The following is a 17,750-nucleotide window of genomic DNA, read 5'->3' as shown; positions in this document are numbered from 1 at the left end:
GCCTTTTACGAAAGTTGTATGGGAGTGTCTCGTTTATTGCTTTCTGGGTCAACAGTTGTGTTCTATTTGTTCATCTTATTTGGGCTCAAATAGTTTTGGATCTAGCTCGTAAGGCAGTGAGGATAACTCTAGGGCTGTATCTCCAATTTTAAGATCGCCTTTCTCTGCTAGCGTTTTTACCAATACAGCCAATACGCGGTAACGGTTTTCGCCGCAAGGTGCAGCAAGTACTACTTGGCCTGCATTTGGCTTGTCTGGGCTGCTTACTTGTTGGCCTGGCAGTGGTTGCTGTTTGGTTGTAACTTCTGCAATGTACATCGGCTTTTTGAGTTGCCCGCGGTGTTGAAGACGGGTAATGATCTCTTGTCCCGTATAACAGCCCTTGCGGAAGCTAACGCCGCCCAATGCTTGGAAGTTAGTCATTTGAGGAATGAAAGCTTCCTGTGTCTCTGCGCGAACGTCAGGGATTGCTGCGTCGATTTCGCTCAGTACCCAGTCATCGGTTGAGCCGATGCCTACTTCGTCTGGAATATTTTGGATTAATTCTACTAGGCTTCTATTTTCCATCCAGATTTCGTAGCGGTTGCCGGGTACACGAACAACAACGCCGTTACTAAGACTTATGATGCTGTCATCTTCAGTCGGAGACTGTTCGAATAGCTGCTCTATAAGTGCCTGTGCACCAGGGCCTGTTAGACCAATACCACTTACTTTTGCGCTGACATCTTCCGCTTCCGCTTTGGAAAAGATCATGTACTTTTTCAGGTTATTGGTAGCGCTGTCAAAAATATCATGGCTCATACGCAACCAAACGTGATCTTCGCTTCGTTTAAGCATACGGAATAAGCTAAGCATATGGCCTTTAATATTACAGTGAGCGCCTAGAGCGCTGCCGCGTGCGAAGACTTCTGAGACATCACAGGTCAATTGGCCTTGAAGGAATTTTTCTGTATCCGGACCTGCTATAGATAGAACGCGTTGATGTAGCAGTGGGATAATTTGGGTCGTTTTGGCGGTTGTACTGAGTACAGCTGTGTTGTCAGTATTGAGTTGAATATCTTTATCTTTTAATAATTCAATCAGATTGCTCATCGTACATTAATACCTAGACTGTGACTCTACACTCCTAGTGTATGCTAAATACAAACTGAGGACAGCAGACAAAGTTTATGGTTATTCAGAATGAGATAGATCCTTCTGGCTAACCTTTGTAGTGCACCTTGTGAAAGTTGAATTGAGGAAGCAAGGCGCACAAATACAACAGAGGATGTTTAAGCGTCGACTTTCTTCGCTATCATTTTGCCAAGTTCAACAGGGCTTTCTGCGGTTAGCTCTTCTGCCCAGGAGATCTGTTCTTTGCCAAACAGCAATACAACAGTTGAGCCAAGCTTAAAGCGCCCCATCTCTTCGCCTTTCTCTAAAGTAATTGGCTCAGGAGAGGTTGGGCTGAAACTTGTGTGAACAGGGCGCTTTATCGCAGGAGCTTCCTGTCCTGACCAAACAGTTTCAATGCCAGCGACAATCATTGCACCGACTAACACCATGGCCATAGGGCCGTATTCTGTGTCGAAGTAAGCAACTAGGCGTTCATTACGGGCAAACAATTGATCTACGCCTTCCGCTGTTGTCTGGTTCACAGAAAACAGATCGCCAGGAACATAAGTGGTATGCGTTAGCGTACCTTTTACTGGCATGTGAACGCGGTGGTAATCTCTTGGGGAGAGGTAAATGGTTGCAAACTCGCCATCAATAAAATCTTTTGCTCTTTCTTGATCGCCACCTAATAGTGTTGCTAAACCATAGCCACGGCCTTTTGCTTGAAAGATACGACCATGTTCAATCTTACCCAGCTGGCTAATTGCGCCATCTGCTGGGCAAGCGATATTTGCTGGATCCCTATCAATAGTGCGTGCGCCGTCTTTTAATTCACGGGTAAAGAAAGCATTGAAACTAGGGTAATTGGTTGGAATCTCTTCGCGAGCTTCCGTCATATTGATCTGATACTTCTTGGCAAACCATTTAATAAATGTGTTTTTCACCCAAGGAGTTTGGCAGTCTGCAATCTTGCCTACCAAGCGCGATAACAAATGCTGAGGCACGATATGTTGAAATAAAATAAACAGACGGTCAGTAAAGCTTTTCATTATTTCTCCACAGGAGTGTTTGGAAGATTACCCCATTCGAACCACGAGCCGTCGTAGCAGCGAATGTTTTCAAATCCGAGGTGTTTAGCAACCCAGTAAGTTAGGCCTGAGCGGCGGTGAGTTTGGCAGTGGGTAATAATAGTGTTGTCGGGATTAATCCCTGCCTCTGCCAGTAAAGATAACAATTCCTCTTTTGGTTTTAGGCGGAGGTCAGAATCGCTGATCAAGCAGTCAGTCCATTCGAAATGCTTAGCACCGGGAATATGGCCGCCTTTTTGAGCATTGATGACCTTTTCGCCGCTGTATTCTGCTGCACTTCGTGCATCCCAGATAGTGCAGTTAGCATCATCTAAATGTGAAAGAATATAATCCGCATCAGCAAGCAGACAGTCATCGTAGTTGATTTCGTGATTACTTGGTGAAGGTTGGTTCTTTTGCTGTTCTATTGCCAAGCCTGCTTGTTTCCAAGCGTCGAATTGGCCGTTTAATACAGAACAGTTCTGGTGGCCTAATATGTTTAGCGTCCACATAAAGCGGCCAGCCCAAGGGCCTTTTTGATCATCATAAGCCACAACCCATGTATCTGGTGTGATACCCAATTCATTGTAAAGTGCTGCTAATTTTTCTTTGGTTGGAACCGTATTTGGAACTGGCTTTTCACCATTTAATAGGCGACTTGGAGCTAAGTGAATGGCACCTGGAATATGGCCAGCTAGATAGTTCTCTTCGCTGGAAAGGTCAATTACCAGTACCTGTGGATCGTCGAGATGCTGGTGTAAAGTTTGCGCCTCAACGCTTAAAGGTAAATTCATTCAGTCACTCCAAAAGAAAGGGCTGGTCAAAGATAATATTGGGATTATTGCCACTTATTCAAGCGTGCTGATATACCGGCCTTATTTAAGCATCTTTTTTAGGCTTAAAGTGGCGGCTGAGCAGAGGTATCGGAATCGCTCATGGTGGAAATCACTGATTTCAGGGCCGTGATTGCCGTAATCGGCATGAATAATCGCAATTGGCTTCTTGCCAAAGAATAAAGACATTAGCAGGAACCCATTTGGGTTGCCCCAGCTACGATAGACTTCTGGCAACATCGGATTCATTTTGTCGATGTTTTCAGGCTTGACCCAAATACATCCTGGTTTTTCTCTCAGCTTTTTAAATAGGCTTGGGATCTCTAAATCGTATTGGAACGTCGACATCGGATGTTTGTCTTCAAAGCCAACGGCAAAAGCTGTTTTCATGCTGTTTGTCTTTGGATTGACGAGGAACATACATACCCGTTCAAAGCCTAAGCCACGGTTAGTACCTTGAATTAACCCCTGAAGGATATGTTTAGGCTGCGTATATAGATCGTAACCCTTTAGGAACCTTTCAGCGATTTGATCGTAGATGCTTTGATCTTGGAAATCTGGTTTGGCGGGCAAGCTGATCTCGGTCTCAACGATCTCTTCAGGTTCGGGCGTTGGTTGCGGAACTTCGATTTTAGGTTTCGTTACTTCCGGTAGGCTAGCCGATAGTATGTGGCTCTCTTTTTCAGATAGACGGTAATTAATCTGTTTATCCGAAGGAAGCATGATCATCTCAGCTGCAGGGGCTAAGGTGCCTGCTACATGGTACATAGAGGATGCGCGAGCGCAGTTCTTATGTAGCATGTTGATGGTGTCAGCAATCTCGCCTTTAAGATAATCGTTGATAATATCGATAATCTTCATGGTTTTAGTCTGTTGCCAGCCTAGGTTGGCGGTTAATGCGATCCAGTTTGCGAGTTTAACTGGGAAAAACTTTTCTTGAACCAGGTGATTGATTTCACGAAGGTCCTCGTCTGTCAGGCGAGGGTCACCAAGCGCTCGTTGATGGAGTTGCGCTAAGGTCTTTTTGTTGGGTGATGTTTCATGTTCCAAGCTAATCGATGCTAATTCGGAAATGCCCCAGTGTTCGATTAAACCACGAGAGATTTCTTGTATTGTACAGCCTAGAACATCCGTCTCTGCGAGAACAACATCGGTGCGCTCTTCTCTGAGCTTTACTTGGATCTCACTCATATGCAAGGCTGCGTGCTGCCACAGCATCCAGTGCCCTACACCGTAAAACAGTGCGGCAAGATGGGTTTCTTCAACGAAGGGAGCGCGACGTACTTCTAACCAGTTGGAGGCTTGCGTTGCTGCATGGTGGCTTACGGCGATGTAACGAAAGTACATCTTCTGAGCAACACTCGATGGGTTTAGCTTGAGTGATGTTGTACTTTTTAAAACCGCATCAATATTATCTAGACCAAGAGAGTTTATAGCATGGTCAATACTAGTTACTTTGGAATCAACTTTGTTATGTAGCTCGGATGCCTTTCTCACCATATGTAGGCACAAGACCGGATCTGATTTAATGATCCGGTTGAGGGTTTGAATGGTGACATTGGGGTCTCGTAACTGCTTTTGCAGACGACGAAGAACACTGTTTCTGACAGGTAATGGGCGGTCTTTTAGGTACTCAACCCAACTCTCCACTCCGTATGGGGACTCTGACATCTGTTCTCCGCCTGATTCCAATATTGATACTATGGACCAAAATTAACTATTTTGCTCTTCAATAGAACAAAGAATATGTTTGTAGCTCTTCCAACGGTATTCGCTGATAGTACCATCTTCTACGGCCGACTTTAGTGCACAGCCGGGTTCTTTTTCATGCTTGCAATCGCGAAAACGGCACAACCCAGCCAAAGGCTGTAACTCTTTGAAACCATTGATAACATCATCAGGTTCAATATGCCACAAGCCAAACTCCCTAATCCCTGGAGAATCGATTAAGTCACCGCCATCTGGGAAGTGGAATAATCGTGCTGTTGTAGTAGTGTGTCGGCCTTTCTTTGTTTGAGTTGAGAGTGAACCTACTTTTAAATCAACGCCAGGCAGCAGCACATTTATTAACGATGATTTGCCTACACCTGATTGCCCAACAAACACACTGATACGATTGTCGAGATAGCTCTTCAGATCAGCTAGGCCTTCTTCACTAGAACTTGATGCAAGTAGAACGGTATAACCGATATTCCTATAACGTTGCAGCATTGCGTCAATCTCGACACGATTGTCATCGTTTAATAGGTCGGTTTTGTTTAATAAAATAACCGGCTCTATACCGCTCAATTCTGCCGCCACTAGGTAGCGATCAATAAGATTGGCATAAGGTGTAGGTTCAACCGCAACGGTGATAACAATAAAATCGATATTTGCGGCGACAGGCTTCATATCGCCGTAAGGGTTCGGGCGCAGTAGTTCACTTTTACGCTCGAGCTTTGCTACGACTACGCCGGTATCTTTGCCTTCACGCCAGATAACCCTATCGCCGGTGACCAACTGACCTAAATTAGTACGCATATGACAACGAATAATCTCACCTTGGTTGTCACCTTCGGTCGCTTCTACATCAACCGTGCGCCCAAAATGAGAGATAATTAAACCGTGTTGCTCGGGGCCGAGGTCGCTGCTATCCAATTGCTGTTCTATCGCGGCATCTTTTTTCGATGCGCGAGCGGCGCGTTCGTCTTGGATCTTCTGGATACGCCAGCTTTGACGGCGAGTTAATTTACGTTTTGCCATAATGAGTTAGCAGCGTTTTAAAGCGCGAGTGCTAATAGTCTCCGTTAATATCGAAGCAAGATGTTAGAAGGTAGGGTATTCTAAGGGAAAGTCAAAGAACCTGCGAATTAAGTCCGTTATTCAGTGACATAGGTAGGTGAAAACGTCATTTTTGGAGGTAATAAGGTGGTAAGTAAGGAAAATCTGATCTGGATTGATCTAGAGATGACTGGTTTGGAGCCAAAAACGGATGTCATTATCGAGATCGCAACCATCGTCACTGATTCTGATCTGAACATCTTAGCGGAAGGCCCAACGCTAGCAATTCATCAAACTGATGAAATCTTGGACGGTATGGATGAATGGTGTACCAATCAGCATGGGAAGTCAGGCCTAACTCAGCGGGTTAAAGATAGTCAGGTGACAGAGGCGCAGGCTGAAGCGCAGACAATCGAATTCTTAAAACAGTACTTGGAAGCAGGTGCTTCTCCAATGTGCGGAAATAGCATTGGTCAGGATCGACGTTTCCTGAATAAATATATGCCTGAGTTAGAGGCATTCTTCCATTATCGAAATCTTGATGTGAGCTCTCTAAAAGAGCTGGCGAAACGTTGGAAACCAGAAGTCGCTAAAGGCGTTGTGAAAAAAGGGTCTCATCTGGCGCTAGACGATATCAAAGATTCAATTGAAGAGCTTAAATACTACCGCGAGCATTTTATTAAGCTGGATTAAAATCGAATCTTTTTACGGCGAGGGTGGGTCTGAATAGGAAGAATCTGCGCAGCAGTTCTACTTTCTAGTTGCTTTAGGGCCCACTCAACGTGCTCGCGAACAATATCAGATTCGTGAGTACGTCTATTTTCTAGAGCTTCAATTACTGTAGTGCCACCGTTGCTGTTTCCCAATGCCACAGCAATGTTTCTCAGCCAGCCAATATGCCCGGTTCTTCTGATTGCCGAGCCTTCGGTTTTTTTCAAAAACTCCTCTTCAGACCAAGCAAACAGAGTTACTAACTCGATATCATCTAATTTTTGTCGTGGGTGAAAGTCACTTTCTTGAGTGAAATCTGAAAAACGATTCCAAGGGCAAATTAACTGGCAATCATCACAGCCAAAGATCCTGTTGCCCATCAGGGGGCGCAACTCTTCAGGAATTGAGCCGCTTAGCTCAATGGTGAGATAGGAGATGCATCGGCGTGCGTCCAAAACATACGGTTGCGGAAATGCCTTGGTTGGACACACGTCCAAGCAAGCTGTGCATTTTCCACAATGATCATCTGTAACGGGTTCATCTACTGGTAATGGCAGGTCAATCAAAAGCTCACCAAGAAAGAATAGGGAGCCAGCTTCACGGTTAAGAATTAGGGTATGTTTTCCACGCCAACCAATACCGGCTTTTTCCGCTAGTGGTCTTTCCAAAATGGGAGCGCTATCTACGAACGCTCGGTAAACCGATTTGCCAATTTCCTGCTCAATTCTTTTGCCGAGCTGGGTCAAACGTTTTCGGATCAGTTTGTGATAGTCTCGGCCTAAAGTGTAGCGCGATACATAGGCTTTATCGTTATCGTCGAGGATTTTTGTGATCTTGGTTTCGGGTGGCAGATAATCCATGCGAACACAGATGATACGCTGCGCCTCGGGTACTAAACTATTAGCAGAGAAGCGTTTATCTAGATGGTTCTCTAGATATGCCATCTCTCCATGGAAACCGTTACTAAGCCATTGTTCGTAATGCGCTTGTTCTTGGCTTAAATCGCAGTCGGTGATTCCACATTGCTGAAAGCCAAGTTCTTTTGCCCAAATTTTGATCTGTTGGGCTAACGCTTCCAGAGATTTAGTTGGCATATCTGTCATGGTATCTGCTTGCCTTAATGGGCACAGGTTCCTCTATAATGGCAGAAATTCACAGGAGTTCGCAGAGCAGATGTCTATAAACAGAGCTGTCTTACCCGCACCATTATACACTGCTGAACAAACTCAGGTGTTGGATAATACTGCAATTACTCAGTTTGGTATTCCGGGTATTCGCTTAATGCAGCGAGCAGGCCATGCTGTGTTTGCTGAAATACTTGATCGTTTTCCGCAGATAGAGTCGTTAAGTATTGTTTGTGGCGCAGGTAACAATGGTGGCGATGGCTTTGTGGTAGCTGCCCTAGCTATCAATAAAGGCTTGCGGGTGCAGTTAGTCTGCGTAGGTAAAGCCGATTTCTCCTCACAGCTTAGTGGTGAAGCACTGCAGGCTTGGGAGCAGTTACAGCCGATTATTGGAAACATAGAGGTGGCATCTGCAGGTGCTGAACTATGGGGCGATCTTATTGTCGATGCGCTGTTGGGTACGGGACTGACGGGTGAAGTCAGGGAGCCCTTTGCAGGGGTGATCAGGCAGATCAATCGCAGTCATAAACCAATATTCGCAGTTGATATACCCTCAGGTATTTGCGCTGATACCGGTGCTGTTTTAGGTGTAGCTGTTCGAGCAGATATCACATTAAGCTTTATTGGCCTTAAACGTGGTTTGTTTACCTCAGAAGGGGTCAACTATCGTGGCCAGATTCTATTTGATGACTTAAAAGTGCCTGATGAAGTTTATGACCTGGTTACGGTAGATGTTTTTCGAACGACGGAGAGCGATTTAGCCGAACAGCTACCGGCGAGGGAGCGCAATGCTCATAAAGGTAAGTTTGGTCATCTGCTAGTGATTGGCGGTAATTCCGGTGTGGGGGGGCGGCCCTTTTAGCTTCTCAGGCAGCGATGCGAAGTGGATCTGGTTTAGTGTCTTTAGCGACCCGTTCAGAGCACGTAACGGCTTCATTAACACGCTGTCCTGAAGTTATGGTGCACCCTGTTGATTCAACGGGGCACTTATTACCCTTAGTGGATCGTGCGGATGTGATTGTCATAGGGCCGGGTCTTGGGCAAAATGCGTGGTCCGATCAGATGTTGCGTGCTGCGCTAGCAACCGAGAAGCCTTTGGTTTTGGATGCTGACGCGCTGAATTTAATTGTTGAAAAGTCTTTATTTGCCTCCTTGAATCGGAAGAATTGGATCTGTACTCCTCATCCGGGAGAAGCATCCAGAATCATGGATAAGTCTGTAACTGAGTTAGAAGCTGATCGTTTCGCGTCGGTTGAGCGTTTGCAGCAAATTTGTGGTGGTAGCGTTGTTTTAAAAGGTGCGGGTTCGTTGGTCAGTGCTGGTGAAGTAGTTTATCTTTGTGATGCCGGTAATCCGGGTATGGCGGTTGCTGGGATGGGAGATGTCTTGTCGGGTATTTGTGGAGCGCTCCTAGCTCAAGGTTTGTCACCTGAGAATGCCGCTCGTTTGGCGGTGTTTATTCACGCTAAAGCCGCTGACTATGTTGTGAAACAACAGGGTGAAATAGGTTTAATCGCATCAGATCTGTTTGATGCAATTCCAAGAGTAATAAATAGTAAGTATGAGTAATCAGTATCAAGTAAAACTATCCGATGAAGAGGCGATGATCGCATTCGGCCATAAAATTGCGAATGCAGCAGCGGGTAGAGGTGTTATTTTCCTTTTAGGTGACTTAGGTATGGGTAAAACAACTCTAAGTCGCGGTATTCTTCGTGGTTGTGGTCATCAAGGTTCGGTTAAGAGTCCAACCTATACGCTGGTGGAGCCTTATGAAGTAGGCGAACAGCAGATTTATCACTTTGATTTGTATCGGTTGTCGGACCCTGAAGAATTGGAATTTCTTGGTATTCGTGATTATTTTGAAGATAAGGCATTATGTTTAGTTGAATGGCCAGAAAGAGGGCAGGGTATTCTGCCTGAGGCTGATTTGTTGTTGCAGATTGAGCTTGATGGTCGCGGACGACAATTAACTTGGACACCACAGTCTGAATTAGGCCAGCAGATGGCCGATAAGTTATTGCAAGCGACTGAAGAGAAGTAAGAAGGGGCTAAGCTTAAGCACTATGCGAATGAGCGGTTTCCGGCATGTTTTTGCTGGATTATTAGGTTGTTTGATTTTTATCTGTAGCGCGATTACTCATGCTGCGGATGTTAAAAATGTGCGTATCTGGTTAGCGCCGGATCATGCTCGTCTCGTATTTGATATGAGCGGTCCCGCATCTCACAAAGTGTTTACGCTCGATAAGCCTGACCGAATTGTGCTTGATATTGAAAAGGCGTCGTTAAAAGCGGGGCTGGATAAGCTTGGTTTAGATAAAAGCCCGGTCAAAAAGATTCGTTCCGGTAAAAATGGTCAAACCCTCCGTCTAGTATTGGATCTCAAAAGGGCAGTTCGTCCCAAAAGCTTTGAATTAAAGCCCAATCAAAAATATGGTCACCGACTCGTATTAGATCTTTACGAAAAGTCTTCGCTCAAAACAGTTAAGAAAACGGCCAAACCTAAAGCGGTTGCTGGGCGTGATATTGTGATCGCTATCGACGCAGGTCATGGTGGTGATGACCCAGGTGCCATTGGGCCTGGTGGAGTTCGAGAGAAAGATGTTGTGCTTGCGATCGCTAAAGAACTAAAACGACGTTTAGACGCTACCCCGGGTTACAAAGGCCAGCTAACACGTACGAGTGATTACTATGTAAGTTTACGCGGTCGAACGAAAGCTGCCCGTAAGCATAATGCGGATCTTTTTGTCTCTATACACGCGGATGCCTTCAAAGATGCACGTGCTCGAGGCGCATCAGTCTGGGTTCTGTCGTCCCGTGGGGCAAGTAGTGAAATGGGTCGTTGGTTGGCGCGTAAAGAAAATAGTACCGACCTCATTGGTGGTGTAGGTAGCGTTAGCTTAGATGATAAAGATAATGTGTTGGCGAGCGTATTGTTGGATATGTCGATGACCGCTAGTCGTGAGGATAGCCGCTCTATCGCCAAGCAGATTCACGGCAATATAAAGCGCTTTGCCAAAATGCATAAACCTCATGTAGAACAGGCGGGTTTTGTCGTATTGAAGTCACCTGATATTCCATCGATTCTGGTTGAAACAGGGTTTATCTCCAATCCCGGCGAAGCAGCGAAGTTAAAAACTAAGAGCTATCAGAAGAAGATGGCGGGTGCTGTCTTTAAAGGGATTACTCAACACTTTGAGCGTAAGCCGCCTGCGCTAACGTATATCGCGCAGCGTAGAGAAAAAGATAATCGTACATACAAAGTGGTTCGTGGTGATACGCTATCGGTGATTGCTTCTCGCAACGGGGTATCTCTATCCTCATTGCGCAAAGAGAACAACTTGAAAAATGATCGAATTAAGATCGGTCAGGTTTTACGTATTCCAACCAGCTAGCCTCAGCTAAATCCAAAGGTAGATTAATGTCACGTATACAGCTTTTATCGCCGCGTTTGGCCAACCAAATTGCGGCGGGTGAAGTAGTTGAGCGCCCAGCTTCTGTTATCAAAGAGATTCTTGAAAATAGTTTGGATGCCGGAGCAGATAAAATCGACGTTGATGTTGAGCAGGGCGGCGTTAAGTTAATGCGTATCCGTGATAATGGCTTTGGTATTGAGAAAGATGACCTTCCCCTGGCGCTTAGTCGACATGCCACTTCAAAAATCAAAGTGCTAGAAGACTTAGAGGCCGTTGGTAGCCTTGGGTTCCGTGGTGAGGCGCTAGCCAGTATTAGCTCGGTGTCACGTTTAACCTTGACCTCTAGGCAGGCGGAGCAAAATAACGCTTGGCAGGTGCAAACGGAAGGGCGGGATATGGAGGCTCAACTTGAGCCAGCTGCTCATCCACAAGGTACAACGGTTGAAGTAAAAGATCTGTTTTTTAATACCCCAGCGCGTCGTAAATTTCTAAAAACGGAAAAAACCGAATTTCGTCATCTAGATGAAGTTGTAAAGCGTCTTGCATTGAGCCGTTTTGATGTTGCGTTTCAGTTGCGCCATAACGGCAAGGTTATCCATCAGCTACGACAGGCAGATAGTGAATTAGAACAGGAACGCCGCGTTGCTAGTATCTGTGGTTCAGCATTTATTGATAATGCTTTGAAAGCGGATGTGGTTGCCGAAGCATCGGGTCTACGTTTATGGGGATGGGTAGGACTGCCTACTTTCTCACGTAGTCAGGCTGATCTGCAGTACTTCTTTGTAAATGGTCGAATGATTCGAGATAAAGTGGTTACACACGCGGTCAGACAGGCTTATGCTGATGTGCTTTACCACGGTCGCCATCCAGCTTATGTGTTGTACCTTGAGCTTGATCCAGCATTGGTTGATGTTAACGTGCATCCGACTAAGCATGAGGTTCGCTTCCGCGAAAGTCGCTTAGTTCATGATTTCTTATTCCGGACTCTGCACCGTCTGATTGCGGATATGCGTCCGCAAGATCAAATACCGGAAGGCTCCGCACTTGCAGTTGCTGAGTTGCAGACTCAACAGCAGCCAGTGCAACAGAATTTCGAACAAAATCGCATGGCGTTTAGATCTGGCGTTAATAGTTCAGGTGGCAATGGTTACTCTGCACCTGCTTATCAGCCAACGTCAACGCCCTCTGGTCCTCAGATTCAAGAGCAGATCAGTGGCTATGCCGCGCTTCACCCTCAACCTGCAACAACAGTCGATTCTGGTGTGTCTGCTGAATCTGAGGTAGAGCATGAGCAATGCCCGCCAATGGGGTACGCGATCGCTCAGTTACATGGGGTGTACATTCTTGCTCAAAATGACCAAGGCTTGATTGTAGTAGATATGCATGCGGCCCATGAACGTATCGTCTATGAGCGCATGAAGCAGTCTTTTGAACAGGATGTTGTGCGTTCTCAACCGCTCCTAGTGCCTATGAGCCTTGCGGTAAGTCAGCGGGAAGCGGATTGTGCTGATGAGCAGTCCAATACGTTTAAGCGCTTAGGCTTTGAGTTAGCGCGCATGGGGGAAGAAACGATCGTTGTTCGCCAAGTGCCGGTTTCTTTGGCTAAAGGTAATATTGAGCAACTGATCCGTGATGTGCTCTCAGATATGTTGGTATATGGCGAAAGTAAGCGTATCGAACAACATATCAATGAATTGTTGGGGACCATGGCGTGTCATGGGGCGGTTAGAGCAAATCGCCAATTAACTTTGCCAGAGATGAATGCCTTGTTAAGGGATATGGAGCAAACCGAGCGCAGTGGTCAGTGTAACCATGGTCGACCAACTTGGAGCCAGATGACAATGGCTGATCTTGATAAATTATTTATGCGTGGTCAGTAGGAGCAAGTTAGTGAGTAATCTACCCGTCGTTTTTTTAATGGGGCCTACTGCGTCTGGTAAAACTGATCTAGCGATGAAGCTTTATGATCATATGCCTTGCGAGATCGTCAGTGTCGATTCAGCGATGATCTACAAAGGCATGGATATAGGCACAGCAAAGCCTGATCACGAAACGCTGGCTAGATATCCGCATCGCCTGATTGATATTTGTGACCCTTCCGAAGCCTATTCGGCTGCAGAATTTCGTATGGATGCGCTCAAGCAGATTGAGGAAATTCGGTCAGCGGGTAAAGTGCCAATTTTGACGGGTGGAACTATGCTCTATTTCCATGCGTTGAAAAATGGCTTAGCGAATCTACCAGAGGCCGATGCAGCGGTTCGTGAAAGACTGCTACAGGAGGCTGAAGCTGAAGGTTGGGCTGCTATGCATGCTCGATTGGCTGAAGTTGATCCTGAATCGGCTAAGCGACTTAACCCTAATGATGCTCAGAGACTTCAACGTGCCCTAGAGGTATATGAAATTACTGGCCGTTCTATGACGGATCTGTGGGCAGAACAGGAAAAGCAAAAGCCCGATTTTCCAATTGTTTCTCTGGCGGTGATGCCACAAGAACGTTCGGAACTCCATGATCGTATTGCTCGTCGTTTTGATATCATGCTTGAGCAAGGTTTTGTCGATGAAGTAAGGACGCTTTGGGATCGAGGTGACTTAGACCTGCAAATGCCATCTGTGCGCTGTGTTGGTTATCGCCAAGTATGGGAATATTTTGCCGGAACTTGGGATTATGACACGATGAAATTTAAAGGTGTTGTAGCTACAAGGCAGCTGGCAAAAAGGCAGGTTACGTGGCTAAGAAGCTGGGAAAACCTTAACTGGATTGACACTCACGATACAAATCTCTTACAGAATGCCTTGAAATTCATTGAAGGTAGCATTATATAATGTCAGGCTAGACAGTAAAAAGCTGTAAAATAAGGCGTTTAAGCGGCGAAAGCAGTAAATTTAAGAGCCGTCAGCCATACTATAACGAAAAAATTATAAAATTTTCCTCGGGAAGGAGTTTGCAAATGTCAAAAGGGCAATCATTACAAGACCCTTATTTGAATGCGCTACGTAAAGAGCGTATTCCAGTGTCTATTTTCTTAGTTAATGGTATTAAGCTTCAGGGTCAGATCGAGTCTTTCGATCAGTTTGTTATCCTGCTTAAAAATACTGTTAGTCAGATGGTTTATAAACATGCCATCTCAACTGTAGTTCCTGCACGCCCAGTTAAACTGCCTGCAGCTGACGAAGCAAAAGCAGAGGACTAATAATCATTGTTCTTTGAACGTCCTAAAAGTGGCGAACGTGCCATTTTGATTCATATGAATCTGGCCGCTGAGGCCGACCAAGAAAGTCCTAAAGAGCTCGAAGAACTAGCCCTATCTGCAGGTGCAGACCCAGTCGAATTTCTGACTGGGTCTCTTTCTCATCCTAATCCGAAGTTTTTTATTGGTCAGGGAAAGCTAGACGAATTGCGCGAGCTGGTTAATCTGCATAATGCGCAACTGGTGATCTTTAACCATGCCTTAAGTCCCGCTCAAGAGCGTAATATCGAACGAGAAATACAAAGTAGGGTGCTTGACCGTACAGGCCTTATTTTGGATATCTTCGCTCAGCGTGCGCGAACCCATGAAGGTAAACTTCAGGTTGAACTAGCTCAGCTTGATCATATGTCGACCCGTCTTGTGCGTGGTTGGACTCACCTTGAGCGTCAAAAAGGTGGTATCGGTCTACGTGGTCCAGGTGAAACTCAGCTAGAAACAGACCGTCGATTACTTCGTGCTCGGATGAAGTCTATCCACAAGCGCTTGGAGAAGGTGCGCAAGCAGCGTGAGCAAGGTAGGCGTTCGCGTAAGCGCGCTGAAGTACCTACTTTATCGCTGGTGGGTTATACCAACGCAGGTAAATCAACGCTGTTCAACTCGCTGACGACTTCTGAGGTTTATGCAGCAGATCAGTTGTTCGCAACACTAGATCCAACTTTGCGGCGGATTGAAGTCGAAGATATTGGTCAGGCTATTCTTGCGGATACAGTAGGTTTTATTCGTCACCTTCCACATAAACTGGTGGAAGCATTTCGCGCGACTCTTCAAGAAACCATAGAGGCGACTTTGTTGCTTCATGTGATCGATGCTCATGATGATGACCGTCATGATCATGTCGCTGAAGTAGAAAGCGTACTGGCTGAAATTGGTGCGGATGAAGTGCCGGTTTTAGAGGTTTATAACAAGATTGATCTGATCGAAGGGCGTAAGCCTCGTATCGATCGTGATGAAGATGGTAAGCCTAGTCGTGTATGGTTATCCGCAGTCACGGGCGAAGGGCATGATCTGCTGTTTCAAGCGGTTAATGAGCTACTTGCAGATGATGTATTTCATGATAACGTGTGCTTGGAGCCGCAAGAAGGTCAGTTTAGAGCTAAATTGTATGAGAGCGGTGCCGTACTTTCTGAACAAGTAGATGAAAAAGGATCTATTATTTTGGAAGTGCGTATACAGAAAAAAGACATGCTACAGCTATTGAGTCGGTTGGGAATGGAACGTGATCGTTGTTTTCCTGTCGAAGTAAATCCTTGGTAAGGATTCAGGCTGTCGAGTAAAAAGTTTCAAAACCTCGATTTTAGTTAATTGAGGGTTAATATCTGGCGAATAATATTTTTCGCTGATATATGTTTTAATCTACCTAACATGTTGTTTTTATACGGAGTGACGTATGGCTTGGAATGAGCCTGGTGGTAACGGTGATAATAAGGACCCTTGGGGTGGCGGTAATAACAATAACCGCGGGGGTAATAAAGGTGGTGGTGATCAGGGGCCTCCTGATCTAGATGAAGCGCTACGTAAGCTGCAGGATAAATTGAACGGCATCTTCGGTGGTGGTAAAAAATCTAGTGGCTATGGCGGTGATGGCGGCGGCTCTTCCTCCTCCTCTGGTTCTGGCTTCTTCTTTATCGTACTTCTGATTGCTGCTCTAGGTTGGGCTGGTATGGGTTTTTATACCGTTGACCAACAAGAGCGTGGTGTAGTGCTACGACTTGGTAAGTTCAGCGAAACCGTAGGGCCGGGTCTGCAGTGGAATCCACCTATGATCGATGTGGTTGAGATTGTTAATACAACTCGTCTACGTACTCGTGATCATCGTGCTCTAATGCTGACTAAAGATGAGAATATCGTCGATATCGAAATGACGGTTCAGTATCTGATCTCTGATGCCAAAGGTTTTGCGCTGACTGTACGTGACCCCGAATCAAGTCTGTCACACGCAGCTGAATCCGCTCTTCGTCATGTGGTTGGTTCTACTGATATGCACTCTATCTTGACGCAAGGTCGTGAAACTTTGTCGGTTCAAGTTCAGGATCGTATCCAGAACTACATGAGTGAGTACGGTACAGGTCTTCAGATCTCTAAAGTGAACATCAAAGAAGCGAAAGCACCTAACCAAGTGCAAGATGCATTCGATGATGTGATCAAGGCGCGAGAAGATGAGGTTCGTGTTAAGAACGAAGCGGAATCTTACGCCAATGGTATTATCCCTGAAGCGCGTGGTCTAGCGCAGCGTATGCTTGAAGAGGCAAGCGCTTACCAAGAGCAAGTTGTTGCTCGCTCAGAGGGTGATGCTAAACGTTTCACTGCTTTGTTAACAGAGTATGAAAAAGCACCTGAAGTAACGCGTGAGCGTCTATACCTAGACACTATGCAGGAAGTTCTTTCTCAGAACCCTAAAGTGCTAGTTGATGTAGAGGGTGGAAATAACATGATGTACCTGCCGCTGGATAAGATTATGCAAAATCGCCCAGTAACAGGTGATAGTAATCGCTCAGTGCGACTAGATAGTCAGAGCCTGCGTGAGGTGACTGATCAAGTGGTTGATCAGCTGCGTCAGCGTCAAGGTAGTCGTCGGGAGGGTCGATAATGCAGTCTAAATCACTATTTTTCATAATCATTTTTGCTGTATTAGTGCTGGTTGGTCAGAGCTCTCTTTACATCGTAAAAGAAACTGAGCGTGCAGTGTTACTTAAGTTTGGTGAGGTGTCTGATGCCGATGTGGGTCCAGGTCTTCACTTTAAAATTCCAATTGTAAACAAAGTGCGTAAGTTCGATTCACGTATTTTGACGTTGGATGCGCGCCCACAGGCTTACCTTACACTTGAGAAGAAACGTTTGATCGTAGACTCTTTTGTGAAATGGCGTGTTAAAGATGTGCAAAAGTACTACACAGCGACTTCGGGTGATGAGTTTAACGCCGCAAATCTTCTGTCACAGCGTGTTGATGCTGCACTGCGTAACCAGTTTGGTGCGCGTACGGTAACGGAAGTGGTATCTGGTGAGCGTGAAGAGCTTATGCGCAAGCTAATCAGCGAAATCAGCCCAGTAGTTATCGATAAGTTGGGTGTTGAGGTTGTTGATGTTCGTGTAAAACGAATCGATCTTCCTCAGGAAGTATCTGAGTCTGTATATGATCGTATGCGTACCGAGCGTGAGCGTGAAGCACGTGAGCTTCGTTCTCGTGGTAAAGAGCTAGCAGAAGGTATCCGAGCGGATGCTGATCGTCAGAAGACGGTTATTGAAGCGGAAGCTTACCGTGAATCAGAAGAGATTCGTGGTGAAGGTGATGCGGTAGCAGCTAAAAACTACGCTGAAGCATACTCTGCAAACCCAGAATTTTACTCTTTCTACCGCAGCTTGCAGGCATATCGCGAGTCTTTCGGTCAGAGTGGTGACGTTCTAGTACTTAAGCCAGATAGTGACTTCTTTAAATATTTGGGAGCACCAAAAGCCGAGTAACAACGGCTGGCGTAAAAATGTACAAAAAAACGGATCAGGG

The 17,750-nt window shown here is 45.8% G+C and carries 17 protein-coding genes; 11 read left to right on the top strand and 6 right to left on the bottom strand.

Features of this window, described 5'->3' with window-relative positions:
* Window positions 1-75: 75 nt before the first annotated feature.
* The 5 genes from ACMXYN_RS14170 to rsgA all read right to left on the bottom strand — a co-directional run bounded on the left by ACMXYN_RS14170 (window position 76) and on the right by rsgA (window position 5,737).
* Window positions 76-1,092: a YgfZ/GcvT domain-containing protein gene (locus ACMXYN_RS14170; protein WP_415892385.1), complete on the bottom strand. Its 1,017-nt coding sequence runs from the start codon at window positions 1,090-1,092 to the stop codon at window positions 76-78.
* Window positions 1,093-1,271: 179 nt separating this feature from the next.
* A complete protein-coding gene (gene asd / locus ACMXYN_RS14165; RefSeq protein ID WP_415892384.1) occupies window positions 1,272-2,144 on the bottom strand; it encodes an archaetidylserine decarboxylase in 873 nt (290 codons plus the stop codon).
* Complete coding sequence (locus ACMXYN_RS14160) at window positions 2,144-2,956, bottom strand: sulfurtransferase (protein ID WP_415892382.1); 813 nt, start codon at window positions 2,954-2,956, stop codon at window positions 2,144-2,146. Before ACMXYN_RS14160 ends, asd begins: the two co-directional genes overlap by 1 nt.
* Before the next feature lie 81 nt (window positions 2,957-3,037).
* Window positions 3,038-4,666, bottom strand: a complete 1,629-nt coding sequence (locus ACMXYN_RS14155) for an HDOD domain-containing protein (protein WP_415892381.1) — start codon at window positions 4,664-4,666, stop codon at window positions 3,038-3,040.
* Window positions 4,667-4,708: 42 nt separating this feature from the next.
* The gene (gene rsgA, locus ACMXYN_RS14150; RefSeq protein WP_415892379.1) at window positions 4,709-5,737 is read right to left on the bottom strand and encodes a small ribosomal subunit biogenesis GTPase RsgA; all 1,029 of its coding nucleotides are present in this window, start codon (window positions 5,735-5,737) and stop codon (window positions 4,709-4,711) included.
* Between the two features lie 204 nt (window positions 5,738-5,941).
* Here rsgA and orn point away from each other — a divergent pair, with 204 nt between their 5' ends.
* A complete protein-coding gene (gene orn, locus ACMXYN_RS14145) occupies window positions 5,942-6,448 on the top strand; it encodes an oligoribonuclease (protein WP_415894498.1) in 507 nt (168 codons plus the stop codon).
* Here orn and queG read toward each other — a convergent pair.
* Window positions 6,445-7,569, bottom strand: coding sequence for a tRNA epoxyqueuosine(34) reductase QueG (gene queG, locus ACMXYN_RS14140; protein WP_415892378.1), 1,125 nt, complete (start codon window positions 7,567-7,569; stop codon window positions 6,445-6,447). The two genes, orn and queG, sit on opposite strands and share 4 nt — an antisense overlap.
* 70 nt (window positions 7,570-7,639) lie before the next feature.
* On the opposite strand from queG, the gene ACMXYN_RS14135 reads away from it, so the two are divergent.
* The 10 genes from ACMXYN_RS14135 (at window position 7,640) to hflC (ending at window position 17,710) form a co-directional block, all read left to right on the top strand.
* Window positions 7,640-8,452: an NAD(P)H-hydrate epimerase gene (locus tag ACMXYN_RS14135; RefSeq protein WP_415892377.1), complete on the top strand. Its 813-nt coding sequence runs from the start codon at window positions 7,640-7,642 to the stop codon at window positions 8,450-8,452.
* A 35-nt stretch (window positions 8,453-8,487) separates the two neighbouring features.
* Entirely contained in the window at window positions 8,488-9,159 is a 672-nt protein-coding gene (locus tag ACMXYN_RS14130; protein WP_415892376.1) for an NAD(P)H-hydrate dehydratase, read from the top strand.
* A complete protein-coding gene (tsaE, locus tag ACMXYN_RS14125) occupies window positions 9,152-9,631 on the top strand; it encodes a tRNA (adenosine(37)-N6)-threonylcarbamoyltransferase complex ATPase subunit type 1 TsaE (RefSeq protein WP_415892375.1) in 480 nt (159 codons plus the stop codon). Before ACMXYN_RS14130 ends, tsaE begins: the two co-directional genes overlap by 8 nt.
* 28 nt (window positions 9,632-9,659) lie before the next feature.
* The gene (locus ACMXYN_RS14120; RefSeq protein WP_415892374.1) at window positions 9,660-10,982 is read left to right on the top strand and encodes an N-acetylmuramoyl-L-alanine amidase; all 1,323 of its coding nucleotides are present in this window, start codon (window positions 9,660-9,662) and stop codon (window positions 10,980-10,982) included.
* Window positions 10,983-11,008: 26 nt separating this feature from the next.
* Window positions 11,009-12,883, top strand: a complete 1,875-nt coding sequence (gene mutL, locus ACMXYN_RS14115; protein ID WP_415892373.1) for a DNA mismatch repair endonuclease MutL — start codon at window positions 11,009-11,011, stop codon at window positions 12,881-12,883.
* A 37-nt stretch (window positions 12,884-12,920) separates the two neighbouring features.
* Window positions 12,921-13,826: a tRNA (adenosine(37)-N6)-dimethylallyltransferase MiaA gene (gene miaA / locus ACMXYN_RS14110; protein WP_415894496.1), complete on the top strand. Its 906-nt coding sequence runs from the start codon at window positions 12,921-12,923 to the stop codon at window positions 13,824-13,826.
* Between the two features lie 125 nt (window positions 13,827-13,951).
* Complete coding sequence (hfq, locus tag ACMXYN_RS14105; protein WP_007022969.1) at window positions 13,952-14,194, top strand: RNA chaperone Hfq; 243 nt, start codon at window positions 13,952-13,954, stop codon at window positions 14,192-14,194.
* A 6-nt stretch (window positions 14,195-14,200) separates the two neighbouring features.
* Window positions 14,201-15,505 (top strand): ribosome rescue GTPase HflX, encoded by a 1,305-nt coding sequence (hflX, locus tag ACMXYN_RS14100; protein ID WP_415885611.1) that lies wholly within the window; start codon window positions 14,201-14,203, stop codon window positions 15,503-15,505.
* Between the two features lie 133 nt (window positions 15,506-15,638).
* Entirely contained in the window at window positions 15,639-16,838 is a 1,200-nt protein-coding gene (hflK, locus tag ACMXYN_RS14095; protein WP_415892371.1) for an FtsH protease activity modulator HflK, read from the top strand.
* Entirely contained in the window at window positions 16,838-17,710 is an 873-nt protein-coding gene (gene hflC, locus ACMXYN_RS14090) for a protease modulator HflC (protein WP_415892370.1), read from the top strand. Before hflK ends, hflC begins: the two co-directional genes overlap by 1 nt.
* Window positions 17,711-17,750 lie beyond the last annotated feature (40 nt).

The organism is Neptuniibacter sp. PT8_73 (assembly GCF_047778045.1).
In the GTDB taxonomy this organism is placed as follows: Bacteria; Pseudomonadota; Gammaproteobacteria; order Pseudomonadales; family Balneatricaceae; genus Neptuniibacter.
Note: the sequence above shows the minus strand (reverse complement) of the source record. Positions and strands in the feature narration are given on the sequence as shown.

Excerpts from the sequence above, each read along its gene's own strand:
- queG (WP_415892378.1), bottom strand. The coding sequence starts at position 7,569 with ATGACAGATATGCCAACTAAATCTCTGGAAGCGTTAGCCCAACAGATC.
- tsaE (WP_415892375.1), top strand. The coding sequence starts at position 9,152 with ATGAGTAATCAGTATCAAGTAAAACTATCCGATGAAGAGGCGATGATC.
- asd (WP_415892384.1), bottom strand. The coding sequence starts at position 2,144 with ATGAAAAGCTTTACTGACCGTCTGTTTATTTTATTTCAACATATCGTG.
- ACMXYN_RS14170 (WP_415892385.1), bottom strand. The coding sequence starts at position 1,092 with ATGAGCAATCTGATTGAATTATTAAAAGATAAAGATATTCAACTCAAT.
- ACMXYN_RS14135 (WP_415892377.1), top strand. The coding sequence starts at position 7,640 with ATGTCTATAAACAGAGCTGTCTTACCCGCACCATTATACACTGCTGAA.
- ACMXYN_RS14155 (WP_415892381.1), bottom strand. The coding sequence starts at position 4,666 with ATGTCAGAGTCCCCATACGGAGTGGAGAGTTGGGTTGAGTACCTAAAA.
- hflK (WP_415892371.1), top strand. The coding sequence starts at position 15,639 with ATGGCTTGGAATGAGCCTGGTGGTAACGGTGATAATAAGGACCCTTGG.
- miaA (WP_415894496.1), top strand. The coding sequence starts at position 12,921 with ATGGGGCCTACTGCGTCTGGTAAAACTGATCTAGCGATGAAGCTTTAT.
- orn (WP_415894498.1), top strand. The coding sequence starts at position 5,942 with ATGACTGGTTTGGAGCCAAAAACGGATGTCATTATCGAGATCGCAACC.
- ACMXYN_RS14120 (WP_415892374.1), top strand. The coding sequence starts at position 9,660 with ATGAGCGGTTTCCGGCATGTTTTTGCTGGATTATTAGGTTGTTTGATT.
- ACMXYN_RS14160 (WP_415892382.1), bottom strand. The coding sequence starts at position 2,956 with ATGAATTTACCTTTAAGCGTTGAGGCGCAAACTTTACACCAGCATCTC.
- rsgA (WP_415892379.1), bottom strand. The coding sequence starts at position 5,737 with ATGGCAAAACGTAAATTAACTCGCCGTCAAAGCTGGCGTATCCAGAAG.
- hflC (WP_415892370.1), top strand. The coding sequence starts at position 16,838 with ATGCAGTCTAAATCACTATTTTTCATAATCATTTTTGCTGTATTAGTG.
- hfq (WP_007022969.1), top strand. The coding sequence starts at position 13,952 with ATGTCAAAAGGGCAATCATTACAAGACCCTTATTTGAATGCGCTACGT.
- mutL (WP_415892373.1), top strand. The coding sequence starts at position 11,009 with ATGTCACGTATACAGCTTTTATCGCCGCGTTTGGCCAACCAAATTGCG.